The 24111-nt window shown below is 42.1% G+C and carries 27 protein-coding genes; 10 read left to right on the forward strand and 17 right to left on the reverse strand.

Going from position 1 to position 24111, the window contains the following annotated elements; translation table 11 throughout:
• The first annotated feature begins 4 nt into the window (after window positions 1-4).
• Window positions 5-331, forward strand: a complete 327-nt coding sequence (locus L1272_RS01960; RefSeq protein ID WP_138600278.1) for a hypothetical protein — start codon at window positions 5-7, stop codon at window positions 329-331.
• 70 nt (window positions 332-401) lie between these two features.
• Here the strand turns inward: L1272_RS01960 and pdxJ are convergent, their stop codons facing one another.
• The 10 genes from pdxJ to rpoE form a co-directional block, all read right to left on the reverse strand.
• A complete protein-coding gene (gene pdxJ / locus L1272_RS01965; protein WP_054554340.1) occupies window positions 402-1133 on the reverse strand; it encodes a pyridoxine 5'-phosphate synthase in 732 nt (243 codons plus the stop codon).
• A gap of 43 nt (window positions 1134-1176) precedes the next feature.
• Window positions 1177-1863 carry a DNA repair protein RecO gene (recO, locus tag L1272_RS01970; protein WP_138600276.1) on the reverse strand — a complete coding sequence of 229 codons (687 nt, stop codon included), beginning with the start codon at window positions 1861-1863 and terminating at the stop codon, window positions 1177-1179.
• A gap of 17 nt (window positions 1864-1880) precedes the next feature.
• Window positions 1881-2813 (reverse strand): GTPase Era, encoded by a 933-nt coding sequence (era, locus tag L1272_RS01975; RefSeq protein ID WP_235372629.1) that lies wholly within the window; start codon window positions 2811-2813, stop codon window positions 1881-1883.
• Complete coding sequence (gene rnc / locus L1272_RS01980; RefSeq protein ID WP_054554337.1) at window positions 2803-3480, reverse strand: ribonuclease III; 678 nt, start codon at window positions 3478-3480, stop codon at window positions 2803-2805. Before rnc ends, era begins: the two co-directional genes overlap by 11 nt.
• 2 nt (window positions 3481-3482) lie before the next feature.
• Window positions 3483-4418, reverse strand: coding sequence for a signal peptidase I (gene lepB / locus L1272_RS01985; protein WP_054554336.1), 936 nt, complete (start codon window positions 4416-4418; stop codon window positions 3483-3485).
• Window positions 4419-4444: 26 nt separating this feature from the next.
• A complete protein-coding gene (lepA, locus tag L1272_RS01990; protein WP_054554335.1) occupies window positions 4445-6232 on the reverse strand; it encodes a translation elongation factor 4 in 1788 nt (595 codons plus the stop codon).
• A 70-nt stretch (window positions 6233-6302) separates the two neighbouring features.
• Window positions 6303-6752 carry a SoxR reducing system RseC family protein gene (locus L1272_RS01995; RefSeq protein ID WP_054554334.1) on the reverse strand — a complete coding sequence of 150 codons (450 nt, stop codon included), beginning with the start codon at window positions 6750-6752 and terminating at the stop codon, window positions 6303-6305.
• A gap of 3 nt (window positions 6753-6755) precedes the next feature.
• Window positions 6756-7709 carry a MucB/RseB C-terminal domain-containing protein gene (locus tag L1272_RS02000; protein ID WP_054554333.1) on the reverse strand — a complete coding sequence of 318 codons (954 nt, stop codon included), beginning with the start codon at window positions 7707-7709 and terminating at the stop codon, window positions 6756-6758.
• 4 nt (window positions 7710-7713) lie between these two features.
• A complete protein-coding gene (locus L1272_RS02005) occupies window positions 7714-8340 on the reverse strand; it encodes a sigma-E factor negative regulatory protein (protein ID WP_138600274.1) in 627 nt (208 codons plus the stop codon).
• Between the two features lies 1 nt (window position 8341).
• Entirely contained in the window at window positions 8342-8923 is a 582-nt protein-coding gene (rpoE, locus tag L1272_RS02010; protein WP_036969086.1) for an RNA polymerase sigma factor RpoE, read from the reverse strand.
• 393 nt (window positions 8924-9316) lie between these two features.
• Between rpoE and nadB the strand changes: the two genes are divergently transcribed.
• Window positions 9317-10939: an L-aspartate oxidase gene (gene nadB, locus L1272_RS02015; protein WP_054554331.1), complete on the forward strand. Its 1623-nt coding sequence runs from the start codon at window positions 9317-9319 to the stop codon at window positions 10937-10939.
• Here nadB and L1272_RS02020 read toward each other — a convergent pair.
• Window positions 10914-11321, reverse strand: coding sequence for a protein YgfX (locus tag L1272_RS02020; protein WP_235372630.1), 408 nt, complete (start codon window positions 11319-11321; stop codon window positions 10914-10916). The genes nadB and L1272_RS02020 overlap by 26 nt on opposite strands.
• Window positions 11314-11565 carry an FAD assembly factor SdhE gene (locus L1272_RS02025; RefSeq protein WP_054562257.1) on the reverse strand — a complete coding sequence of 84 codons (252 nt, stop codon included), beginning with the start codon at window positions 11563-11565 and terminating at the stop codon, window positions 11314-11316. Before L1272_RS02025 ends, L1272_RS02020 begins: the two co-directional genes overlap by 8 nt.
• Window positions 11566-11685: 120 nt before the next feature.
• Here L1272_RS02025 and ygfZ point away from each other — a divergent pair, with 120 nt between their 5' ends.
• The gene (gene ygfZ / locus L1272_RS02030) at window positions 11686-12597 is read left to right on the forward strand and encodes a tRNA-modifying protein YgfZ (protein ID WP_138619377.1); all 912 of its coding nucleotides are present in this window, start codon (window positions 11686-11688) and stop codon (window positions 12595-12597) included.
• Between the two features lie 12 nt (window positions 12598-12609).
• A complete protein-coding gene (locus L1272_RS02035) occupies window positions 12610-13095 on the forward strand; it encodes an FKBP-type peptidyl-prolyl cis-trans isomerase (protein WP_054554327.1) in 486 nt (161 codons plus the stop codon).
• Window positions 13096-13149: 54 nt separating this feature from the next.
• Here L1272_RS02035 and L1272_RS02040 read toward each other — a convergent pair whose 3' ends face one another.
• The 5 genes from L1272_RS02040 to L1272_RS02060 form a co-directional block, all read right to left on the reverse strand.
• The gene (locus L1272_RS02040) at window positions 13150-13614 is read right to left on the reverse strand and encodes a hypothetical protein (RefSeq protein ID WP_235372631.1); all 465 of its coding nucleotides are present in this window, start codon (window positions 13612-13614) and stop codon (window positions 13150-13152) included.
• A gap of 14 nt (window positions 13615-13628) precedes the next feature.
• Window positions 13629-14423, reverse strand: a complete 795-nt coding sequence (locus tag L1272_RS02045; protein ID WP_370316364.1) for a DUF481 domain-containing protein — start codon at window positions 14421-14423, stop codon at window positions 13629-13631.
• A gap of 59 nt (window positions 14424-14482) precedes the next feature.
• Window positions 14483-14803 (reverse strand): HI1450 family dsDNA-mimic protein, encoded by a 321-nt coding sequence (locus L1272_RS02050; RefSeq protein ID WP_054554325.1) that lies wholly within the window; start codon window positions 14801-14803, stop codon window positions 14483-14485.
• Between the two features lie 118 nt (window positions 14804-14921).
• Complete coding sequence (locus L1272_RS02055; RefSeq protein WP_054554324.1) at window positions 14922-18035, reverse strand: efflux RND transporter permease subunit; 3114 nt, start codon at window positions 18033-18035, stop codon at window positions 14922-14924.
• A gap of 9 nt (window positions 18036-18044) precedes the next feature.
• Window positions 18045-19247, reverse strand: coding sequence for an efflux RND transporter periplasmic adaptor subunit (locus L1272_RS02060; RefSeq protein ID WP_228482648.1), 1203 nt, complete (start codon window positions 19245-19247; stop codon window positions 18045-18047).
• Between the two features lie 258 nt (window positions 19248-19505).
• Here L1272_RS02060 and L1272_RS02065 point away from each other — a divergent pair, with 258 nt between their 5' ends.
• From L1272_RS02065 to L1272_RS02090, 6 genes are all read left to right on the forward strand, one after another.
• Complete coding sequence (locus L1272_RS02065; RefSeq protein ID WP_138600264.1) at window positions 19506-20297, forward strand: crotonase/enoyl-CoA hydratase family protein; 792 nt, start codon at window positions 19506-19508, stop codon at window positions 20295-20297.
• A 69-nt stretch (window positions 20298-20366) separates the two neighbouring features.
• A complete protein-coding gene (locus tag L1272_RS02070; protein ID WP_054554322.1) occupies window positions 20367-20720 on the forward strand; it encodes a CidA/LrgA family protein in 354 nt (117 codons plus the stop codon).
• Window positions 20710-21420 carry an LrgB family protein gene (locus L1272_RS02075; RefSeq protein ID WP_054554321.1) on the forward strand — a complete coding sequence of 237 codons (711 nt, stop codon included), beginning with the start codon at window positions 20710-20712 and terminating at the stop codon, window positions 21418-21420. Before L1272_RS02070 ends, L1272_RS02075 begins: the two co-directional genes overlap by 11 nt.
• Window positions 21421-21453: 33 nt before the next feature.
• On the forward strand, window positions 21454-22293 hold the full coding sequence (locus L1272_RS02080) for a mechanosensitive ion channel family protein (protein ID WP_054554320.1): 840 nt from the start codon (window positions 21454-21456) through the stop codon (window positions 22291-22293).
• Window positions 22294-22393: 100 nt separating this feature from the next.
• Window positions 22394-23545: a PepSY-associated TM helix domain-containing protein gene (locus tag L1272_RS02085; protein WP_235372654.1), complete on the forward strand. Its 1152-nt coding sequence runs from the start codon at window positions 22394-22396 to the stop codon at window positions 23543-23545.
• Window positions 23545-24015: a hypothetical protein gene (locus tag L1272_RS02090; RefSeq protein ID WP_054554318.1), complete on the forward strand. Its 471-nt coding sequence runs from the start codon at window positions 23545-23547 to the stop codon at window positions 24013-24015. The genes L1272_RS02085 and L1272_RS02090 overlap by 1 nt, the downstream gene beginning before the upstream one ends.
• Window positions 24016-24111 lie beyond the last annotated feature (96 nt).

Consider the following 24111-nt stretch of genomic DNA (forward strand, 5'->3'; position numbering starts at 1 on the left):
ATTAATGTTTTTTATTTTATTTTTGTTTTTTACATCATTATCGTTCTTTTGGTTCATACTCAGTTCTAAAAAGCTTAGTGGGATGGCAAACGAATACGTAAAAACCAATTACACAGAGCTGTGGCAAACATACGAAAGCCAAGCCAGATTAATGAGAACAAAACCTGACTCAATGGTTATTCATTCAATTAAGAAAGGTGAATTGTCGGCAATAGATGACGCTGTTTTAAAAAGCTTTAAGAAAAAGCATCAATATTTAGTGGTCCTACTCTGCCTTTCCCCTTGGCTATCTTCATTGCTTGCACAATTTATTGTTTATCTGAGTAAATAAAAAACGCGGTGGATATCACATCCACCGCGCTCAGTATTCAAATTTGCTGGCTCTTATTAAAGGCGTCAGCTTAAAGTCTTGCTTCAATCATTAAACGTTTCATATCGCTGACTGCTTTTTCTAAACCATCAATCGCTGCACGGGCAATAATCGCATGACCAATGTTTAACTCATAAATTTCTGGCATTGCCGCAATGGGTTTTACATTGTGGTAATGAAGACCATGACCGGCATTAACGATTAAACCTAGGCTATCGGCATATTGTACACCGCTACGAATACGCTCAAGCTCAGTGTGAAGCTCTTCGTCATTTTCAGCATCAGCATAAGCACCGGTGTGAATTTCAACGTATGGAGCATTACACGCTTTTGCAGCGTCAAGTTGTGCGTTGTCGGCATCTATGAATAACGAGACCTTAATTCCTGCTGCTGTTAGCTTTTCTGTTGCTGCTTTTACTTTTTCAAAATTACCCACAACATCAAGACCACCCTCTGTGGTGAGCTCTTCACGCTTTTCAGGCACTAAACAAACATAAGCAGGTTTCACTTCAAGGGCGATGTCGATCATTTCATCGGTCACTGCAATTTCAAGATTCATACGTGTTTGAATCGTTTTTGCCATCACATATACGTCGCGGTCTTGAATATGACGACGGTCTTCACGCAAATGAATGGTGATACCATCTGCACCAGCATGCTCTGCAACAGCTGCAGCATGCGCAGGATCTGGGTAACTCGTGCCACGCGCTTGGCGTAAAGTGGCAATGTGATCAACGTTTACACCAAGAAGAATATCTTTCATTTTTTTACCTGTTTAAAACAACGATTCAAGGCTGAACATCAGCCTACTTAATAAATAACTCACGGCTTTTTAATGGCTTTTTACCAAGTAAAGGCTTGAGTAAGTATCGACTTAATTGCTTTGCCATATATAACACATCAGGGGCGCTAAAGTCATGAGCTGCTATGGCATTTAATTGCTTTCCTGAAAAACCACTATGGGGGTCGTCATGCAGTAAAAAACCGTATTCAGCAAAGTACTGGTAATTTGCTGCATCGATAATTTCATCACCTTCGGCATCAACACTAAAATCAACGCCATAACCAAGCATTTCAAGTAACTGAAACTCATAAGAGCGAAGCACCGCTTGCAGGTTTTTAGTGGTTGATAATTCACCTAGATGCTGTTTATAAAGATGATAAACACTTTCCATCGGCTCATTGATAGGTACGATACGATTGGTTAATTCGTTCATATAGAAGCCGCAATAAAGCTCGGTACCCTGCAACATAGTTTGCCGGCCATGGGGTTCAAAACGATTAATGTATTTTAAATCAGACTTGCCGTTATATTGTACGAGCAGAGATTGGAAAGGTTGTAATTGTGCTTTATGTTTAGTGGCCTGGCGACCACTAACACGGGCCAGCATTCTCAGCTGACCTACGCCTTCTACCAGCATATCGAGCATGACTTGCGAGTCGCTAAATGGACGTCGGTGCAGCAAGTATGCTGTGTAGAATTCGCTATCCATGGCGTGTAAGACTTTACTTAGTCTTCACCATAGCCAAGGCTACGTAGCGCACGCTCATCGTCGGCCCAGCCAGACTTCACTTTTACCCAAAGTTCTAAAAACACTTTGTTATCAAGCATATCTTCAAGGTCTTTACGAGCTTCACGGCCAATAACTTTCAGCTTTTCGCCTTTATTGCCGATCACCATACGCTTTTGCGTTTCACGCTCAACGAGGATCAAACCATTAATTTGCCAAACACCGTTTTCTTGCCATTTAAACTGTTCAATCTCTACAGTGACTGAATATGGTAACTCATCACCCATAAAGCGCATCAGCTTTTCACGGATCACTTCAGCTGCCATAAAGCGCATTGAACGGTCTGTTACGTAGTCTTCAGGGAAGTAAAACTCACAAAGCGGTAAACGCTTTTTCACTTCATCTTTGATTAAATCAATATTTTTACCCTGCTTCGCAGAGACCGGCATAATAGCCACAAAATCATACTTACCACCTAAAAACTGCATGTGCGGAAGCACTAAATCACGGTCTTTAACTTGGTCAATTTTATTCATAACTAATAACACTGGGCGACCACTTTGACGTACTTTATTTAGTACCATCTCATCGTCTTCGTTCCAGTGTGTGCCTTCAACCACAAAGATGATCAGTTCTACATCGCCAATTGAGCTTGATGCAGCACGGTTCATTAAACGGTTAATAGCGCGTTTTTCTTCTACGTGTAAGCCTGGTGTATCCACATAAACAGCTTGGTATTTACCTTCGGTATGAATACCCATGATACGGTGTCGTGTGGTTTGTGGCTTACGCGAGGTAATAGACACCTTTTGCTCAACAATATAGTTAAGTAAGGTTGATTTACCTACATTTGGGCGGCCAACAATGGCAACCATACCGCAGTGCGTGTCTAGCTCTGCAGGTTCTTTGCTAATTAAATCATCAAGATTCATTTTTAAGTATCTTTAAGGCTTTTTCAGCGGCTTTTTGCTCAGCTTTACGACGTGAGCTACCTACTGAGATAATGCTATCCATCCCTTCAACAATACATTCAACCGTGAATGTTTGATTGTGCGCTTGGCCTTTTGTATCAATTACAGTGTAGCCAGGTAACGATAATTTGCGCGCTTGTAAGTATTCTTGAAGTAATGTTTTCGGATCTTTTTGATTTAAGCCCGGCGAAATTGCATCAAGACGCGACTCGTACCAGCTTAAAATTAACTCACCACATTGTTCAATGTTTGAGTCTAAGAACACCGCACCAATAATCGCCTCAACGGCATCAGCAAGGGTTGATTCACGGCGAAAACCACCGCTTTTAAGCTCACCTGGACCTAAGCGTAAGTAATCGCCTAAGCCAAACTCTAGGCCAAATTCAGCCAACGTTTGACCACGAACTAGGGTCGAACGCATGCGGCTTAAATCACCTTCGCGTGCTTTTGGAAATTTAGTGTAAAGCGCATTCGCAATCACAAAGCTCAAAATCGAATCGCCCAAAAACTCTAAGCGCTCGTTATGTTGACCTTTATGACTGCGGTGCGTCATTGCCTGCTCAAGCAAAGCTTGATCAGTAAATGTATAACCTATTTTGTTGTATAACTCTGTTACGTTTTTTTTCATCGTTACTGAATATTACCTAGGCGTTCAAAACGAACACCAGTTGGAACCCAGCCTGGTAAAAAGTCATCTGGGCCATTCTCAAATTCAAAACTCATCCATATAAAGACGGCTTTACCTACCAAGTTTTCTTTAGGTACAAAGCCCCAAAAGCGACTGTCTTGGCTATTATCACGGTTATCACCCATCATGAAATAATGATCGGCAGGAACAACCCACTCATCAGAGCGTGTACCTGGTTGTTGATAATAACGGCCTTTCATTTCAGGAGCTTGCGGGTTAATTAAAATGTTATGATTCAATGTGCTTAGGTTTTCTTCTAAGCGCACTAAATTCATCGAACCCTGCTTGAACTCGTCACTATTGAGGATTTCCATATCAATTTTGTTGTATTCATTACACAGCAAATCACCTTGCTGCGTTTCACCTTCGGCACATTTTGGCTGAATATAAAGGTGCTTATTGCGATAAACAATTTTATCGCCCGGTAAACCAATCGTACGTTTAATGTAATCTACACGCTCGTCTAATGGGTATTTAAATACCACAATATCACCACGTTCAGGTTCATCAACATCAACTAACTGGCTGCGCCAAATTGGGTCTTTGATGCCATATGAGTACTTCTGTACCAAAATGAAGTCACCCACTAATAGGGTTGGCATCATTGAGCCAGATGGAATTTGAAACGGTTCAAAAATGAAAGAGCGAAAAATCGTGATCGCTGCAATCATCGGAAAAATTGACTTAGCCGTTTCAGTGATACTTGGCTCAGGCGCAATTAATGCGGCGGTTTCTTCGTCTAGTTCACCACCTGCTGCATTTTGAGCAAGGGCAATGCGTTGCTGACGCTTTGGCGCATACATAAAGTGGTCAATTAACCAAATTAATCCTGAGCCTAGCGTTAACAACACTAAGAAAATAGAAAAGTAACCCGCCATGCATTAATTCCTTTATTTACTTCTAATTATTTACCAACTTTAAGGATAGCTAAGAATGCATCTTGAGGTACTTCAACGTTACCTAGTTGCTTCATTCGCTTTTTACCTTCTTTTTGTTTTTGTAGCAGTTTCTTCTTACGGCTCACGTCACCACCGTAACATTTTGCGATTACGTTTTTACGTAATTGCTTAACGGTTGTTCGGGCAATAACATGCTGACCAATCGCTGCTTGAATCGCAATATCAAACTGCTGACGTGGAATTAAGTCTTTCAGTGCTTCAGCTAACTGACGACCACGTGATTGTGCAATATCACGGTGAACAATAATCGCTAACGCATCAACACGCTCACCATTAATTAATACGTCAACACGTACCATGTCTGAAGCTTGGAAATGCTTGAAGTTATAATCAAGCGATGCAAAACCACGGCTTGTTGATTTTAACTTATCAAAAAAGTCCATGACTACTTCAGCCATCGGTAATTCGTACGTCACCGCAACTTGCTTACCATGGTAGCTCATTTTAGTTTGCATACCACGCTTTTCAACACAAAGCGTAATTACGTTACCTAAAAACTCTTGCGGAACTAATATGTTAGCTTCAACAATTGGCTCACGGATTTCAAGAATATTATTCACTGGCGGTAAGTCAGACGGGTTATCTATCTGTTTAGTTCCGTCTTTAGTCTCTACTTCGTAGATTACTGTTGGCGCAGTGGTAATAAGATCAATGTCGTATTCACGCTCAAGACGCTCTTGAATGATTTCCATGTGTAGCATACCTAAGAAGCCACAACGGAAACCAAAGCCTAGTGCTGTTGAGTTTTCTGGCTCGAAGAATAACGACGCATCGTTCAAGCTTAATTTATCAAGCGCATCACGGAATGACTCATAGTCATCTGATGAAATTGGGAACATACCTGCATAAACCTGCGGTTTAATGCGTTGGAAGCCCGGTAAACGCTCTGGCGCAGAGTTACGTTGTAAAGTGATGGTATCACCTACAGGTGCACCATGGATTTCTTTAATACCCGCAATAACAAAGCCTACCTCACCGGTTTTTAGGATACCCGTGTTGGTTTGTTTTGGTGTGAAAATACCCACTTTATCTGCGATATGAACTTGATCATTCGACATGATCTTAATTTTATCGCCCGAGCGCAATTCACCGTGCTTAATACGTACTAATGATACAACGCCTTGGTATGGGTCAAACCATGAATCAATAATAAGCGCTTGTAGTGGCTTGTCTTTGTCACCTTCTGGCGGCGGAATATCTTTAACAATAATTTCGAGTACTTCTTCAATACCAATACCCGTTTTAGCACTACATTGCACTGCATCTAGGGCATCGATACCAATGATGTCTTCAATTTCTTCTGCTACACGAAGTGGATCGGCTTGTGGTAAGTCGATTTTATTTAGAACTGGAATAACTTCTAAGTCCATTTCGATTGCTGTGTAGCAGTTAGCTAAAGTTTGAGCTTCTACACCTTGACCCGCATCAACAACTAAAAGTGCACCTTCACAGGCTGCAAGTGAACGTGATACTTCGTATGTGAAGTCAACGTGTCCTGGCGTGTCGATAAAGTTTAACTGGTATGTTTCGCCGTCTTTAGCTTTATAATTTAGCGTTACACTTTGCGCTTTGATGGTAATACCACGCTCACGCTCTATGTCCATTGAGTCTAACACCTGCTGCTGCATTTCACGGTCTGTTAAACCACCACAAACTTGGATAAGACGGTCAGAGAGAGTCGATTTACCATGGTCAATATGGGCGATGATCGAAAAATTACGGATATGCTTCATAAACTGGATTCTAAACTTCTATATAAAATGGACTAAGTGTATAAAGCGACAATTTTACATTTAATTGGCTTTAATCACCATCTATTTGAGTGAAAGGAATAGTAATTGGGTGAATTTTTATTACTTTAATATCATGCTTCAGGCTCTTAACCCTTGATTTTGCTATCGCATAGCCCGTCAAACCACCAATCACGGCGGCTAAAATTTGCCAGCCTTCGGCAAGCGAAAAAGCCGAAAATGCGATTAAAGCAAACCCTAAACTAAACAAAAGGGGTAGCATGTAAACAGCCATAGCGTGTTTAACTAAGTGGCTATCATCGAGTGCTAAAGTTACTTTTTGCCCTACTTGGAGCTCTTTTTCGAAGGTATAAGGAAAGGTTTTTTTAGCTGTTCCAAACAGCTTTGCAAAAACTTGCGAACCACAACGACCATTACAGCCGGCACAGGCTTGCTTTTGTTCTGCTTCTAAATTCGCTGTCGTGCCTTTAACTGACACGACAGTGAGTGTTTGTTCAATCATGATTTAAAGAGGTCGCGCTACCGACTCAGCTATAGCTTTGGCTGTCATAGCTGGGATATTACCAACAACCGATACATCAAAGCTACCACCATTGTGCACATACACAGTCGTTGCACCTGAGGTTAAAGCGCCGCTTGCACGCTTTCCAGGTAACGGTCTTTGAATAAAAACAGACACTTCAACAAACCCATCTGAATATAAATAATAGTCAGCAAGTTCATTATTTAAATCAAGTTTATGGCGATCTGACTTTAATAACTTAAAGCCATCAGGGAGCCAACCAATTTTCCAATCATTCGCTGCGCCGTCACCATCGCTGGCTAAATCGTTAGTCGCCAACACCGCAGGAAAGTCACGGTTTTGCATTTCAACTAACATAGGTGCTGGCTGCTCTGTTACGCTGATATGAGTTAACTGTAACTGCTCAAGCATTTCACCTTTGTGATTCACATAGGCAGATTTAAGCAACAACGATGACTCAGTATCTAGCCAAATCCAATAGTTATATTTGTATTCATCTTTTGATTCGATACGCACTAACTGTGCTGAGCGCCCTGCAATACGGCCTTTTCCGCCAAGCACAAAATCATAGTGAGCGCTTAGCCGATTGATATCTTTAAAAAGCACTTCAGGAATTGGCCCGGCTATAGAGTCTGTTTTCACTGAATAAGGCTCAGAATGAGGCTCAAAATAGGTCACTTGATCATCAACGCGCACCATTTCTAGGCCAGCGCCGTTGAGTAAACTTAAATGCTCAAGCTCAATATCGCCTTGTTTTGCATGTAACCAGCGATAGGGTTCCATGGCTTGGCCTTTTACAACCACAAATGATGCGTCAAAGTTGCGAGTATGAACGGCCATAGCCATATCATTTAATAAAGTCTTGGCGGGATTTTCGTCGCTGGCAATGGCTGGAGCCGTTAATACCAGCGACAAAATAAAAGTAAAAACTTTCATTTAATTAGTTTTTTTCCTCGTCTGCATTTTCTGCAGTTTGCGATTTTTCTAGCGAATATGCAACACGTGCTTGACGTTGGTGCTCAAGCACTAATGCACCAATACGCTGTTGTTGTAACTCACGTAAACCTTGCTCTGCATTTTCTAATGCAGGTTGCTCAGATGAGTAACTAACAGGAGAGGCCATACCGGTTAATGGTACAGTTTGTAATGTTGGGATGTCATTTTGTGGCACTTCACTGTTTTGTGGCAAAGTTTGTACGCCCACAATAGCAAACATGGCAACACTAGCAGCAATGGCCACTTGGGCAAATGGACGACGCCAATTAAATGCTACTACGTTATCAGTGCCTGTTGCCGCCACGATTTCTTCGCTTTTTGGTGCCGTTGTTTTATTCGCGAAATCTGCGTAAACAGGTTCTTGCTCTAGTGATTCAGCCACTGCATCAGCAATGTCAAAATTAAAAGCGTTGTTATTTGCCTCAGCACGCATTACATCACCAATCATTGCGTAACGACCAAATGTAGACACATCGTCGTTTGTGATCGCTTGATCAGTTAACTGCTGCTCGCCGTCAAGTAACGCGGACAACTGCTCATTATCCAACTTGTTAACGTCTGCTTTTGTCATACTAAGACTCACCTATTAATGGATTCAATTTATTATCAATCGCCTCACGGGCACGGAAAATACGTGAACGCACCGTTCCCACAGGGCAATCCATAACCACGGCTATTTCTTCATAGCTCATACCTTCAATTTCACGAAGGGTAATCGCGGTTTTTAGATCTTCAGGCAAACTATCAATCGTATTAAAAATTACAGCACGTACTTCGTCACTTAATAACAGGTTTTCTGGCGATGCGTTTGAACGCATTGCATCTGCACTGTCATAAAATTCTGCTTCTTCGGCATCAACATCGTTAGCTGGGGGTTTGCGACCCTGCGCAACTAAGTAATTTTTAGCACAATTTACGGCGATACGGTACAACCAAGTATAAAAGGCGCTATCACCTCTAAAGTTAGGTAAAGCACGGTAGGCTTTAATAAAAGCTTCTTGTGCGACATCAGCAACATCACCTTGGTTCGATACATAACGTGAAATCAAACCTGCAATTTTATTCTGATATTTTCTAACTAATAGGTTGAAGGCGTTTTTATCTCCTTGCTGGACCCTTTTAACTAGCGCTAAATCCAAATCCTGCTCGCTCATTCGAGCCGGTACTCCTCTGTTTGATTCTTGCTTGCTATTCATATACTCGCCATTGTTTACACAAACTCTGACTGCACCATGAATATAAAAGTTCAGTTTAAAATGATTTTTTTATAAAATAGCACGCAAATAAATTGAGTCATACCAATCTTATTACACGACAACCTCAATAACTGCTTAAAAATCAACGGTTATCTAAATTAAACTCACAATTTAAAACAGCTAACAATAAACTGTTTATGTGACGATAAAACTAATAAGATTGGTATAACGTATTAAAATGACTAATAGTGTTAAAGCAAATATGGTACATATACGTATACCACATAAAAATTTATTTGCTCAAACTTTTGGCACTACTAGCCGAGCATTGTAACCGCAAAGACCACAGACATGAACCAAAATAAACATCACATTACTGATGTCGCTATCATTGGCAGCGGCGCCGCTGGCCTATCTCTTGCCTTATCGCTTGCTAATCACTGTAAGGTGACAGTACTTAGTAAAGGCGCATTAACTGAGGGTTCTACCTTATATGCTCAAGGTGGTATTGCAGCAGTATTTGATAAAAAGAATGACAGCATTGAATCTCATGTTGAAGATACTCTCGATGCAGGCGGCGGATTATGTGACCGTGATGCGGTTCACTACACAGCAAGCAATGCTAAAAAATGTTTAAAGTGGCTAATTGAGCAAGGCGTACCTTTTGATATGGAGTTCGATTCAAAAGGTAAAGAACGTTTTCATTTAACTCGCGAAGGTGGTCATAGTCATCGTCGTATTTTACATGCTGCCGATGCAACTGGCCGAGCAGTGCAAACAACCTTAATTAGCCAAGTACAAGCACACCCTAACATCACCCTGTTAGAAAATTACAATGCCATTGATTTAATCACAGATAAAAGCTTAGCTAAAAAAGGCAAGCATGTTCACGGCTTGTATGTTTGGAATTGTGTAGATAAAAAAGTTGAAACTATCGCAGCTAAGTTCGTATCACTGGCAACAGGCGGCGCAAGTAAAGTGTACTTATATACTTCTAACCCAGATGTATCAAGTGGCGATGGTATCGCAATGGCATGGCGTGCGGGGTGCCGTGTAGCCAATATGGAATTTAACCAATTCCACCCAACAAGTTTGTATCACCCAGAGCTGCAAAACTTTTTGATCACAGAAGCTATGCGCGGTGAAGGTGCGTATTTAAAACGCCCTGATGGCACTCGCTTTATGAAAGACTTTGATGAGCGCGAAGAACTTGCCCCTCGCGATATTGTTGCTCGTGCCATCGATTTTGAAATGAAACGCCTTGGTGCGAATTGTGTGTACCTTGATATTAGCCACAAAGATAAAGATTTTATCATTGAGCACTTCCCAACTATCTACGCAAAATGCTTAAGTGTTGGCCTCGACATTACCAAAGAAGCCATTCCTGTGGTGCCTGCTGCACACTATACCTGCGGCGGTGTTATGACCGACTTTAATGGCCGTACAGATTTAGATAACTTATATGCGGTTGGCGAAGTAGCTTACACAGGCTTACACGGTGCTAATCGTATGGCGAGCAACTCACTACTTGAGTGCATTGTATTTGCCCATGCTGCCGCGAAAGATATTCTGAGCAAAATCGATGCAAGCCCTGCCCTTGAAGCCTTACCATTATGGGATGAAAGTCGCGTAACTAACTCAGACGAAGAAATCGTTATTACCCACAACTGGCATGAGCTAAGGTTATTTATGTGGGATTACGTGGGTATTGTACGCTCAACAAAACGTTTAGAACGTGCGCTTCACCGCGTTGAATTACTGCAGCAAGAAATTCACGACTATTACGCAAACTTTAGGGTGACAAATAACTTATTAGAACTTCGAAACCTAGTACAGGTTGCAGAGCTTATTATTCGCAGCGCCCTTGAGCGTAAAGAAAGTCGTGGTCTTCATTACACGATTGATTACCCAGAGCAAAACGAAAATCCAACACCGACAATTTTAACGCCTAAGTCGGTTGCTGCACTGCAATAATTGCACGCTTTAAGCGCGAGAAACTTTCTTCATCAACACTGGCTGAGCTTATAATCAGCCAGTGTGATTGATAAAACCCAGCCAACCTCAGCACTACAAAATTAGCAAACACATAACTTTTAGCTGTTATCTGGCCTTGAATTTTAAGTTTGTCGTTTACAAATCTAAGCTCTGCTTGCTCTAAAATTATAAAACCCTTTTCAGGCTGTGCTTGTTGGACTTTTTTAAAACTAAGAATGGCTAAGAAGAAGCACGCTAAACAAGCCAACAGCTGAGCGAAAACATGCTGGTAAACAAAGCATAAAGTGATGGCTGTTAAGCAAAAAAAGACCACAAAGGGTTTGTGGTCGGGGGTGTTATTTGTAACGGTAAATCTATACACGAACTCGGTCTAAAATTAACGCGACCATACCGTTAAGCTCTGGGTCTTTACACTCTTCATGACCCATGAACCAGGCAAATAAATCAGGATCATCGCACTCAAGTAAGCGTTGAAAAACGGCTTGCTGTTCTTTTGATAGTGAGTCAAACGCTTCTTCAACGAATGGCATAAATAAAACATCTAGTTCTAACATACCGCGACGGCATGCCCAACGAATACGTTCTTTACTGTGAATTTCAGTCATTTTAAACCTCGTACTTATTTGTCTGCAGTTTACCAAATTGCTATCGAATAAACAGCTATTTAAATTGCTACCCTAACTAAGTTATCATTAGCGCTCATTCATATCGTAAAGAAGGTTTTTATGTCGACTGTTTACGCATGTCCTTTATCTTATTCACTTATCAGCCTAACTGGCAAAGATAAGTTGTCTTACCTTCACGGACAAATTACGCAAGATATCAACAAATTAACTGATGATAACTTCCTTTGGGCTGGCCACTGTAATGCAAAAGGCAAGCTTTGGGGTGTATTTAGGTTGTTTTCACACCTTGATAGCTATTACCTTGCGGGCTCAAAACCTGAGGTAGAGCAATCGCTAGTCGAGTTAAAAAAATACGCCGTTTTTTCGCAAGTAGAAATTCAGCAATCTGAAAAACCGCTAATTGGCTTACTAGGTGATGACCTAACAGCGACACTAGAAACCTTAGCAATTAATTTTGACGACGAGCACAACGCTGTCGATTTTGCTGGCGGTAAAGCGTTAAAGCTTGCAGATAACCGCGTATTGCTTATGGTCAACGAAGAATTTAGCTTACCTGATGACATAACAGCCCTTGATGATGACGCGTTATGGCAACAGGCAGCTATTGCCGCAGGCGAGCCGTCATTAAACAGCGACGCTATTGGCGAATATGTACCGCAAATGGTTAACTTGCAAGCGCTTGGTGGTATCAGTTTCAGAAAAGGTTGCTACACAGGGCAAGAAACCGTCGCCCGTATGAAATACCTAGGCAAAAATAAACGTGCTATGTATATAGTTTCGGGCAAAGCTGAAGGCTTGCTTGATGAGCTAGAACTTGAAACCCAACTGGGCGAAAACTGGCGCCGAGCAGGCAAGCTTATTAGCCAAAGTTATAATCAACAAACGCAAACCTTAATGGGCCTTGTTGTGCTTCCGAACGATAATGAAGCAGGCCAAATTTTGCGAGCAAAACACCTCCCTCAGGTAGAGTTATCTATTCAAGCTCTGCCTTACTCTCTCGAAGATGAATAAATAGGAATGACTATGATCGTAGCAGCAAACAAAGTGGTAAAAATGCATTATTCAGTATTGGATAATAACAAAAACACCATCGACAACTCTTTCGATGGCGAGCCACTAGTGTTTATCGTTGGCACGGGTTTCTTAATTCCAGGCCTCGAAAATGCGCTATTAGGTAAAGAAGCGGGCGACACATTCAGCGTAACAGTTGAGCCTGAGCAAGGCTATGGTGAGCGTCACGATGACCTAATGCAAGCAGTACCAAAATCAATGTTTGAAGGTATGGAAATTGAAGTGGGTATGCAGTTCCGCGCTACGACTGACGCTGGCGACCAATCAGTGATGATCATCGAAATTCAAGACGAAGACGTTATTGTAGATGGTAACCACCCACTTTCAGGTATTACCCTTCATTTTGATGTTGAAGTACTTGAAGTACGCGATGCAACTGAAGAAGAATTAGCACATGGTCATGTGCACGGTGAAGGTGGTTGTGGTCACAGCCACTAAACTATTACTATAAAAAAAGCGCCACTGGCGCTTTTTTATATCTCAAATTTGTGCTTATGCAACAGTTTTCTGAGCATCTAGAGCAGGCTCTGGTTCAGCAATATGCTCTCTAAGCGCAGCAAGTAAACCTTCTTGGTCATTGGTTCCTAAGCGATAGTGCGTACCGTCTTTCATCGCCAATTCAACAGCACTAAATCCAGATACACTGTAAACCCAGCCATCATGGGTGATACGCAGACCAATACCATGACGAAATGAATTACTTACCGCTCGAACAGATTCAATCTCATCAAAAGTCACGGTTTTTCCAAATACACCCGGACCGAATGCCCAGCTTAGTGTTTTATCGCTCACCTTAATCGTTAAGCCATGAAACAAAAAGGCCACCAGCACTAAGATAGCGCTAAACACCATAAGAGGAATATCTGCACCAATTAAGTTCCAAGCTAAGGCAATGAAGGCGCCAATCCAGCCTAAAATAACAAAAATAAAAATAGCGTACTGTTTATGTCGATACATTCTGAAGTATTCTCTTAAAAGCTATAAACAAAGGTTGCACTCAGCTCAGAATCGTACTTGAGCTTATCTTCCTCTGGTTTTGAGTTATAGCGATACATGTAGGTAAATTTGAGTGATACATCACCCATAATTTTGCTGATCAGGGATGTTTCTGATTTTAAACGCGAGTTTAACCCTGACAATGATTGTTCATAACTGACATCTTGATTAAAGCGAGTACGAGCAGAAACCGTACGCTCCCACTGCAGCGCTAGACGAAGCAGGTAACCGGTTTTTGTTTCATCTTCTTCTGTTGCAGTCTCTTGATCAGCCACCGAGCGGTATAAACCAGGGCCCACATCGATATCGACTTTATTCTTACTGCCTTGGTAAATGCGGTTACCGTAACCCGTCGCTATGGTGCTCTTAAACTCAAGACCACTAAACTTATCTCGCTCGTAGTCACCGTAAATGAAAAATGACTCATTTTTCACATTTAGCTTATAGTTACCTTGGCCTGATACAAAAATACGGTCAGCAGAAACTTCTTCATCACCGGTTTCTTCATTACGGTCACGTTTGTATAAAGTATCGAGCTTAAATTGGTTACGCCACTTTTCGAAATCTTGGTAAAGGTTACCTTTAAGTTTGAAACTAGTTGAGTTGGTATTACCGCGGCTTACCATAAAACCAAACTCCATATCTCCGTACAGCAACTCGCCTTTATGAATTTTATGGATTTCTTCTTCTGATAATTGCCCGTACTCATGAAAGTCTTCAAACGGATCAACAGCAAAAGCCTGCCAACTGCAAACTAGCAGGGCGGGCAAAATAATTCGTTTTATTGAATTAAAACAACTAAAAGTAGAGTCAAACATCGGCTGGAGAGTTATTCGCTATCTTTCCAAAGAATGTGGCAAAACGGTGCATCTTTGTCTCGGCTAATTAAAATTTTCGCAAACAAGATATCTTGATTGTCGAATTCAAGTCCTACTAAGACTTGCACAAATAGCTCAGGTTCAATTTCTAGTGCAACAAAATCTTGCCACTGCTCGTCAGGCTCACCTTCTTCAATAAAGCCAAGCTCTTCTCTGTGCTCGTTAAAATCAGCAATATCTTGCTCGCTTAAATTATCAGGCGCTAATTCTAAAAAGATATCATAAGCCTGATGAGTTACTTCTTCTTCACTGTATAAGCGTGGACCAGCCATTCCTTAAACCTCTGCACATGTGTATCGCTTTGAATCTGGCTATGATAACAAACCTCTTTTGAGTTTTACCAAAAAAAAAGCCAGGTTGCCCTGACTTTTTTGTAATTAATAACAGATTTTACTCAGCACTTGCTGTGCCTTTTATCTTTTCGCGCATTGATTGCACGAGCGTATAAAATAGCGGAACAAGTAAGGTGCCAAAAATGGTTGCAGCTAACATCCCGAATAACACGGTAATACCGAGCGATATTCGACTGCCAGCCCCTGCGCCACTTGCAAACACCAGCGGTAATACGCCAAGTACAAACGACAATGCCGTCATCAATACGGCCCTAAAGCGTAATCTTGCCGCATTAAGAGCCGCTTCAAAAATACCTTTACCTGCCGCACGCTCTTCCATAGCAAATTCAACAATCAAAATAGCGGTTTTGGTGGATAGGCCAATCAGTAGCACTAAACCAACCTGCGCATAGATGTTGTTTTCCATACCAATCACATACAGCGCAAGCATGGCACCAAATAACGCCAACGGTACCGCTGCAATGACCGAAAACGGAATTGTCCAGCTTTCGTATTGCGCAACCAAGAATAGATACACAAATACCACCGCTAAGCCAAATAAGATTGGCGCCATATTACCCGCTTCAATCTCTTGTTTAGACTGCCCAGCCCACTCATACACATAGCCTGTAGGTAATTGCTCAGCTAGCTCTTGCATTGCTTTAATGGCATCACCACTGGCATAACCCGCTGCAGGTTGTCCGCTAATGCTTGCACTACGATATAAGTTAAAGTGCGTTAAGCTTGTAGGGCCTAAAATTGGCTCCAGCTTAGCCAATGTAGTGAGCGGCACCATTGCTCCCTCATCATTACGTACATAGTAGTACTGTAAGTCTGCTGGGTTTTGACGAAAACGGCTTTCCGCCTGCATGATAACGCGGTAAGTACGGCTAAATTGGTTAAAGTCATTTATGTATAACGAGCCAAGTTGCGCCTGCAAGGTTAAGAAAATATCGCTAAGCGCCACCCCTTGAGCTTTTGCCTTATTACGGTCAATTTCAAGGAAATACTGTGGCACATTTGCTCTAAATGTACTGTAAACATTTGACAGCTCTGGACGCTGGTTCGCTTCATAAATTAAGCCATTTAACACTTGTGCAAGTTCAGCAGGCTCGCGTCCTTCACTGTCTTGTAACCTAAACTCAAAGCCTGCGCTTGTGCCAAGTCCAGGTATTGAAGGCGGATTAAAGGCCATGATTTGCGCATCTGGCATCGCCCAGAACTGCCCCATCAGGCGCGTTAGTACTGCACGTAAGCCAAGCTCTGGGCTGGTACGCTCTTCCCAATCCTTGAGTACCACAATACCAAGCGCATTATTAGAACCCGCACCACCGAGTAATGAAAAGCCAGAAACCGCAATAAAGTCAGTTGCCGCTGGTTCATTTTTTACAATCTCGCCCAGCTTATGCATTACATCTTGGGTACGACCACTAGCTGCCGCATCTGGTAATTGCACATCAACAAAAAGAAAGCCTTGATCTTCTGCTGGTACAAAGCCTGTAGGCACTGTTTTTACTAGCCAACCTGCAGCTGCAAAAATAACCACCGCAAACAATGCCATTCTCGCGGTACGTTTGAGGATAAAGTTAATAACTTTACTGTAGCCATTGGTCGAACGAGTAATGATATTTTCGAATGGGGCTAACCATTTAATCGGCTTCATGGCTTTTTCATTTAACAATAAAGCACACAATGCAGGGCTTAATGTCAGTGCGTTTAAAGAAGAAATGAGTACCGCAAATGAAATCGTCACCGAGAACTGTTTATAAAGCTCCCCGGTTATTCCCGGCATAAAGCCTACTGGCACAAACACCGCAAGCAATACTAAGGTCGTTGCCACGATTGGCCCCGATACCTGCTCCATCGCTTTGGTAACCGCTTCTTTAATTGGCAGCTTTTCTTCTTTTAGTATTCGCTCAACGTTTTCAATAACGATAATGGCATCATCGACCACGATACCTATTGCAAGTACTAAACCAAACAAGGTGATTAAGTTGATGGAGTAATCCATCATCATCATAAACGCGAAAGTCCCCACCAAGGATACCGGAATAGCCACCGTTGGAATGAGCGTAGCGCGCCAATTTTGTAAGAATAAAAATACCACTAAAATAACCAAGCCAACCGCTTGGACAAGGGTGACGACCACTTCATCAATCGAGCGATTGATGAACTCTGTGGTGTCATAAGGAATTGAGTACTCAACACCATCAGGTAGCTGTTTAGCCAGCTCTGCCATACGGGCTTTTACATCAGCAGCTACTTGCGTCGCATTCGCTTCTGTTAGCTGATAAATAACGATGAATGCAGTGTCTTGCTGGTTTAACTTTGCTGTTGTGCTGTAGCTTGCTGCACCTAATTCAATACGGGCAATATCATTCAAGCGCACAAAGTTACCATCTTTGCTCGAGCGGATAATGGTTTGGCCAAACTCTTCAGGGGTTTTTAAGCGCCCTTTAGCCTGAATCGAATACTCAAATTGCTGACTCGGTGCTGAGGGTGCAGCACCCAGCTTACCCGCGGCTACGATGGTATTTTGCTCTTGCAGTGCCGCTTGAACTTCTGACACAGTTAAACCTAATGATGCCATTCGATCTGGGCGTAACCACAAGCGCATTGAATAGGTTTGCTCCCCCATTACTTCAGCAGAGGCAACCCCATTAATACGGCCAAGTGGCTCGGTTAAGTAATTGGTTGCATAGTTACTTAAGAAAATAGCGTCGATATTTTCTTGATTAGAGTACAGGTTGATACCGAGAAGCATCGAACTCGACTTTTTCTTAACCGATACACCTTGGCGTTTAACTTCTTCAGGTAACCCTGCTTCAGCAAGTGCCACACGGTTTTGTACGTTAACTTGGGCTATATCCGTGTCTGTACCGACTTTAAAGTAAACAGTTATGTTGGCCGTGCCGTTATTCGACGATGTTGATTCGATATACATCATATCTTCAACGCCATTAACTTGCTCTTCTATGGGCCGGATCACCGACTCTTCAACAATTTGCGCACTTGCCCCCGGGTAATTGGCACTAATTTGTACTTGCGGAGGGGTTATTTGCGGGTACATATTCACAGGCAGCAAGGCCATTGAAATTAAACCCGCTATGGTAATAACAATCGAAATTACCAAGGCAAATTTTGGGCGAGATATAAAGGTTTTACTGATCATATCTCACTCCTAAGAGTTAGCTTTGCTAGAAATAGTGCCGGTTGTTTCATCGACATTTTTTTCAACAGCTTTCACTTCAGCGCCTTGGCGTACCTTTTGTAAACCTTCAATAATGACTTTTTCACCCGCCTCTAAACCAGATTCAACCACCCACATTGCATTAATACGACGACCCAGCTTAACAATCCGCATAGCCACTTTATTTTCGTCATCAACAACGAGTACAAACTTTCCTTGCTGGTTTTCTTGCACTGCAACTTGAGGAATGAGTGCCAAGTCTTGTTTATTCGTACTTTCAACGATTAAAGTGACGAATAGACCCGGCATAACGATGCCATCAGGGTTATCAAAAGCGGCTCTTAGCTCAACCGTGCCTGTATTGCGGTTAATTTTGGTATCTGCAAAATCAAGTTCGCCTTTATCAGCAAAAGTTGAGTTGTTTGGTAAACGCAAAGTTAAGTCGATAGGCACATCACGAGGGTCTTTATCTGAAGGTGCTTGATTATTTTGGCGATAAGAGATGTAGTCAGCTTCTTCAACCTGAAAACTTACATAAATTGGGTCAACATCGGTCAGCTCTGCAAGCTCATTGGATGATGGCCCAACAATATTACCCACATCATAGTTCACTTTACCGATGCGCCCTGCAAACGGTGCGCGTATCTCAGTATAGCTTAAATTAAGTTTTGCTTTTTCAAGCTCAGCTTCCGCGGCTTTTACAGCTGCTGTAGCCTGTTCAAAATTTGTGGTGAGTTTATCGAGGTCTGATTGTGAAATAAAACCTTGCGCAGCCACATCTTTACCACGTTTTAAATCTCTTTCAGCGGCGCCCGCTGCGGCAATTTTACTTTTTAAATCAGCTTCAACTTCTGCAACAGTTGAGCGATACTCAGATGGGTCAATACGTAATAAAAGCTGATCTTTCTCAACCGATGAGCCTTCATTAAAGTGGCGTTCAATGAGTTCCCCCTCAACTCGGGCTCTAATCGCAACCTCTTGGAATGCTTCAGTACGCGCGACAAACTCTCGGTAATTACCAACTTCCTGTGTGACGACATTAAATACTGATACGGCCGGTGGCGGCGTAGTTTGTTGTTGTGCTTTATCATCTGAACAGCCAACTAATGTAGTTGTTAATGCGACAGAAATTGCAGCAAAAGCCAAGGAACGAGATGATTGTTTAGTTATGCGAGCTGTTTTGCCCATCAGCATATATTTACTCCTAGTAGCGCGACTTAAAACTAAGTCTAGTCGTGTCATGAGATTTTGCGAAAGTATCTAACTAATCACAAAACAAAGCTAGCTGCGAACTAGCACCTTTGTTTTAAAAATATACACCAATTTGTAACTAAATATATGACAAGGTTACCCATTTTTGGAAAATTTAATGATTCCTTGCGACACATCAGCAATTCTTTACTTAGTTGTAATTAACTCGTAAGCTCTAGCAAACAGGTCAGAGGAGTTACCATGATAAAACTAGAAATAAAACAACAAGTCGCATGGGTTAGCCTTGCTCGTCCAGAGAAACAAAATGCGCTGAGTTTTGCCATGTTTGTCGAGCTTTCAAACGTAATCAAAAAAATTAAACGTGATCGCAGCTTACGTGCGGTGGTTATCTCTGGCGAAGGCGAACACTTTTGCTCTGGACTGGATGTTGCTGCGGTGATGAAAAAGCCGAGTAATATCATTAAACTTTTATTCAAATGGTTACCAGGAAACCAAAATCTAGCGCAAAAAGTGGTGCTAGGTTGGCAAGACTTAAGTATTCCGGTGATTGCAAAAGTAACCGGACACTGCTTTGGTGGCGGTATGCAAATCGCACTCGGCGCTGATTATCGCATCGTCGATAAAAACGCTAAATTAGCGATCATGGAAGCCCGGTGGGGCTTGTGCCCTGATATGGGGGCTAACGTGGTGCTTGCTGGTTTAATGAAGCGTGACCAAGCACTTTGGTTGGCAAGTCATGCAGGGCCTGTCTCGGCTGAAGACGCTAAAGAATATGGCTTAGTTACACAACTTACTGATGACGTTGATAAACAAACCAATGCCGTACTAGAAACCCTCATGGCGCGCTCGCCGGATACCCTTGCTGCAATTAAACGAATCACACAGCAAAGCTTTCGCTCACAGCAGCGCAAGATTCTCGCTAAAGAAACCTGGAGTCAAATTCGCTTACTGATGAATCCAAATACTAAAAAAGCGATAGCAAAAGCGAAAGGCGCAGAGGATATCAAGTTTAATAATGCCAAATCATGGTAAGCTAAAGTCGCATAGTACAACTGACAAGGGTATGATGTAATTGTACTTTATTCACAATTATCCTGACTTATGAAATACCTTATCAGTAGCGTTATTATTCTTACCTGCTTAGCCGTTGCCAAGTTTTTAACGACTTTGCTTCAAAGCTCATTCCCTGCTCCATTACTCGGTATGGTGTTACTGCTCGTGCTACTGTTAACAGGCCTCGTTAAAGAACAGCATTTAAAACCAACAGCCAGCCCTTTACTTAATTACATGCCGTTGTTCTTCATCCCTGCAGGGGTTGGTATTATTGAACATCTGGGTTTAATTTCACAGAACTGGCCTTTATTACTGACTATTTTTATAGTCGTGCCACTGAGTAGTGTTTTAATCATAGGCGCTGTTATCGCCTATTTTAAGGGCCGTGAAAATGACAGTTAGTTTATGGTGGCTCAGCGTCCCGCTTATTATTGTACTTTTCTTAGTACTGCGATTTTTAAACACGAAAACCCAGCACGCCACTGTTAAAGCGCTTAGTAACCCTGTGTGCTGGGCAATTGTGTTAATTGCAGCGTTGTTAGTGGCACTGAAGCTCCCCTATGAGCCTTTTGCCGAGCACAGTAAAGTTCTAAGCTGGTTGCTTGAGCCTGCCATTGTGGCATTGGCTTTACCGCTTTATCAGCAATTTATCCATGTCAAAAAGAACCTGCTGCTAATTCTCATAAGTTGTAGTTTAGGGGTGATCAATGCCACCTTTGTCGCGTCGCTTATTTGTTATTTTTTTGCAGCCCCAGCACAGTTAAGCGCATCTTTAGCAAGTTTATCTGTAACAACCCCCATCACCTTGTTAGTAACAGAGTCGCTAGGCGGCATACCTTCTTTAGCGGCAGCCATGGTGATTTTTATTGGCGTACTTGGGGCAATATTTGGTAATTTGATTTTCTCGCTGATAAATATTCGCAATGCCCAAGCAAAAGGTGTTGCTATTGGTACTGCTTGCCATGCCATTGGCACAGCATCACTGATTAGTGATCAGCCAAAAGCCGGTGCCTTTGCCTCTGTGGCGATGGCATTAAGTGCGCTTCTCAGCGCGATAATAGTGCCGATACTCTATCCTGTTATTCAGCATGTTCTGGTATAGTCATAATTCGCAGTAACCTTGTTAGGAAAACACATGATTGACTCAGAAATTCAGCAAGTCGAAAAATACTACAATCTGATTATGGAATATTTGGTCACCTACAGTATGCAAATTTTAGGTGCTATCTTAATTCTATTTATTGGCCTATGGATTGCGCAAAAAGTATCGAACATGGTTGCTGGCCTCATGCAGCGTCACAATATCGATATTACCCTCACCAACTTTGTCAGCAATGTCATCAAAGTATTGCTGATCATTATGTTCTTAGTTATTGCCCTTGGCAAAATTGGCATTAGCGTGACCCCATTTGTCGCTGCCATTGGTGCCGCATCTTTAGGTGCTGGTTTAGCAATGCAAGGCATGCTTTCAAACTACGGTGCGGGCCTTGCTATCATTGCAACAAGGCCATTTGTTGTTGGCGATACCATCGAAGTAAAAGGCGTCAGTGGGCAAGTTAAAACCATTGAACTTGGTCACACTATTCTGATTAACGAAGAAAAAGTCGAAATCACCATTCCTAACAAACATATTGTTGGCGAAATTATACATAACTCGTTTAGCTATTCGTTAGTTAAAGGTGAAATAGACATCGCTTATGATGCCAATGCAGACCTTGCAATTGAGCTTATCGAAAAGGTGCTAAACGATCATGAGCTAGTTAGTGATTCTCCTCATGCACAAGTCGGTATCGAGCGCTTTGCTGAGAGCGGTGTTACCTTGAGCTATCGCTTTTGGGTGCCAACCACCAAAATTATTGAGACTAAATTAGCGGTGAACCGCAATGTATTTAAAGTAATTCAAGAGGCGGATATCGAAATACCTTTCCCACAACGAATTGTTACCCTCAACCAAACTAATGATAAAGGCGCTTAAAGCGCCTTTTTTGCAGCTCGTCGACAGAGATTGTGTTTACTCAAAAGATTGTAGTACAATTTAAATGATAACAATTACTATCATCAATTAACGTCGGGCTATTTTTACCATGAGTAAACGTCTTTGGTTCCAACTACATGGTTGGTTTTCGCTCCCAGTATGGGTGCTATTTTGCTTTATTTGCGTCACAGGCACTGTATCTGTGATAAGCCATGAGCTTACTTGGCTGACCAACAGTGAAGCACGTGCAAACAACCCAAATGATTTACCAGCACTTGGTGTTGATCAAGTTATTAATAGCGTTGAAAAAGCCTACCCGACTGCCGATGTAATGAGTGTACTCAATTATGAGCCTTACTTGGTAAATGCGGTTATTTTCACTGATACCGACAAACCTTACGCTGTGGCTTACGTCAATCAATACACTGGCGAAGTACAAGCGGTTAATGAAACGATCTCATTCATTGAATTTATGCGTACCCTGCACGGCTGGCTATTCTTCCCTTGGCAAGAGGGTTACAGCGTAGGTTACTATCTTGTCAGCGCCATGGCTTTTGTTATTTTAGGTGCACTAGTAACAGGCTTAGTGATTTATAAAAACTTTTGGCGTGCATTTAGTCAGCCAAAACTACGTTTTAACCAAGGCAAAAAAACCTTCCTAAAAGATTTACATACCCTAAGTGGCGTTTGGTCAATTTGGTTTATGGCAGTAATGGCACTCACAGGCCTGTGGTATTTAGTGCAAGCCATCATGTGGCATAACGAAATAGACATAGAAGAGCATGCACCGCTCGTGGCGGTTTCAACTTTGCCTGCGAATAAACAAACACCGCCAACCGATTTAAAAGCGGCACTGGCTATTACCAAAGAGAAATTCCCAGATTTCAAACCTAGTTATGTGATGCTGCCAGAGCATAACCGCGGCATGTTTAATATCATGGGCGGTGGCGATACTATTTTCTACGATAACTACGCTTACTCAACTTCAATCAATCCTTGGACGGGTGAAATTGCAGCAAGTAAAAGCCCAGAAACCATGTCGGGATTACTCACCCTTTCGCATATCGCCGATCCGCTGCATTACGGTAATATTGGCGGTCTGTGGACAAAGGTTATTTGGTTTATCTTTGGTTTGATTTTAAGTGGTATGTCGATCACTGGTTTTATGATGTACGCCGCAAAATTAGTAAATAACAAACCTGTAAAAGCGCGCCAATCAGCGCCAGTGAATAACGTTCAGGAGGCAAACTAATGGCTCGTTTACAAGCAACTTGGTGGCAACGTAAAAAGTATGTTTTACATGCTGTGGTACTGGCTTTACCTGTATGGTTTATTTATCAGTCATTAAACCCTCAGTTTCCTGCACTTTGGCAAGAGCAACAAGCGGGCGAATTTAAAATCGCCCCGATGCCGCTAAATGAAGATGCCCCGTACTCACACCACAATGAGTATGTGAAGGATTTCTTTATCGCCTTTAATCAAGGTGACATAAGCAATGTTCGACAGGCGTATTTAAATATTGGCCAAGCGCCTTTAGCACTAACGGAGTTTGCTAAAGATGAAGAAGGCATAATGCATGGCACCAATCATGGTCAGCACGCCCACGCAATAGCTCCTAAAACCATATCAGCAGATGATAAACTGTGGATCACCATCCAAACTTGGCAAGGCCAACTGCATACCCTCAAATGGGATATTCCCAGCCAGTTTATTACTCAATAACATCCGAAAAGCCACTCACTGAGTGGCTTTTTTGTATCTCAGCTAAACACTAAAGTCCCTTCCAAAACAGTTGAAGGTAAAATTTTTGTTAATTAT

The sequence above is a fragment of the Pseudoalteromonas sp. PAST1 genome (genome assembly GCF_021532515.1).
Classification (GTDB): Bacteria; Pseudomonadota; Gammaproteobacteria; order Enterobacterales; family Alteromonadaceae; genus Pseudoalteromonas; species Pseudoalteromonas simplex.

Coding starts and splice junctions, on each gene's coding strand:
- L1272_RS01960 (WP_138600278.1), top strand. CDS start 5: ATGTTTTTTATTTTATTTTTGTTTTTTACATCATTATCGTTCTTTTGG.
- pdxJ (WP_054554340.1), bottom strand. CDS start 1,133: ATGAAAGATATTCTTCTTGGTGTAAACGTTGATCACATTGCCACTTTA.
- recO (WP_138600276.1), bottom strand. CDS start 1,863: ATGGATAGCGAATTCTACACAGCATACTTGCTGCACCGACGTCCATTT.
- era (WP_235372629.1), bottom strand. CDS start 2,813: ATGAATCTTGATGATTTAATTAGCAAAGAACCTGCAGAGCTAGACACG.
- rnc (WP_054554337.1), bottom strand. CDS start 3,480: ATGAAAAAAAACGTAACAGAGTTATACAACAAAATAGGTTATACATTT.
- lepB (WP_054554336.1), bottom strand. CDS start 4,418: ATGGCGGGTTACTTTTCTATTTTCTTAGTGTTGTTAACGCTAGGCTCA.
- lepA (WP_054554335.1), bottom strand. CDS start 6,232: ATGAAGCATATCCGTAATTTTTCGATCATCGCCCATATTGACCATGGT.
- L1272_RS01995 (WP_054554334.1), bottom strand. CDS start 6,752: ATGATTGAACAAACACTCACTGTCGTGTCAGTTAAAGGCACGACAGCG.
- L1272_RS02000 (WP_054554333.1), bottom strand. CDS start 7,709: ATGAAAGTTTTTACTTTTATTTTGTCGCTGGTATTAACGGCTCCAGCC.
- L1272_RS02005 (WP_138600274.1), bottom strand. CDS start 8,340: ATGACAAAAGCAGACGTTAACAAGTTGGATAATGAGCAGTTGTCCGCG.
- rpoE (WP_036969086.1), bottom strand. CDS start 8,923: ATGAGCGAGCAGGATTTGGATTTAGCGCTAGTTAAAAGGGTCCAGCAA.
- nadB (WP_054554331.1), top strand. CDS start 9,317: ATGAACCAAAATAAACATCACATTACTGATGTCGCTATCATTGGCAGC.
- L1272_RS02025 (WP_054562257.1), bottom strand. CDS start 11,565: ATGACTGAAATTCACAGTAAAGAACGTATTCGTTGGGCATGCCGTCGC.
- ygfZ (WP_138619377.1), top strand. CDS start 11,686: ATGTCGACTGTTTACGCATGTCCTTTATCTTATTCACTTATCAGCCTA.
- L1272_RS02035 (WP_054554327.1), top strand. CDS start 12,610: ATGATCGTAGCAGCAAACAAAGTGGTAAAAATGCATTATTCAGTATTG.
- L1272_RS02040 (WP_235372631.1), bottom strand. CDS start 13,614: ATGTATCGACATAAACAGTACGCTATTTTTATTTTTGTTATTTTAGGC.
- L1272_RS02050 (WP_054554325.1), bottom strand. CDS start 14,803: ATGGCTGGTCCACGCTTATACAGTGAAGAAGAAGTAACTCATCAGGCT.
- L1272_RS02055 (WP_054554324.1), bottom strand. CDS start 18,035: ATGATCAGTAAAACCTTTATATCTCGCCCAAAATTTGCCTTGGTAATT.
- L1272_RS02060 (WP_228482648.1), bottom strand. CDS start 19,247: ATGCTGATGGGCAAAACAGCTCGCATAACTAAACAATCATCTCGTTCC.
- L1272_RS02065 (WP_138600264.1), top strand. CDS start 19,506: ATGATAAAACTAGAAATAAAACAACAAGTCGCATGGGTTAGCCTTGCT.
- L1272_RS02070 (WP_054554322.1), top strand. CDS start 20,367: ATGAAATACCTTATCAGTAGCGTTATTATTCTTACCTGCTTAGCCGTT.
- L1272_RS02075 (WP_054554321.1), top strand. CDS start 20,710: ATGACAGTTAGTTTATGGTGGCTCAGCGTCCCGCTTATTATTGTACTT.
- L1272_RS02080 (WP_054554320.1), top strand. CDS start 21,454: ATGATTGACTCAGAAATTCAGCAAGTCGAAAAATACTACAATCTGATT.
- L1272_RS02090 (WP_054554318.1), top strand. CDS start 23,545: ATGGCTCGTTTACAAGCAACTTGGTGGCAACGTAAAAAGTATGTTTTA.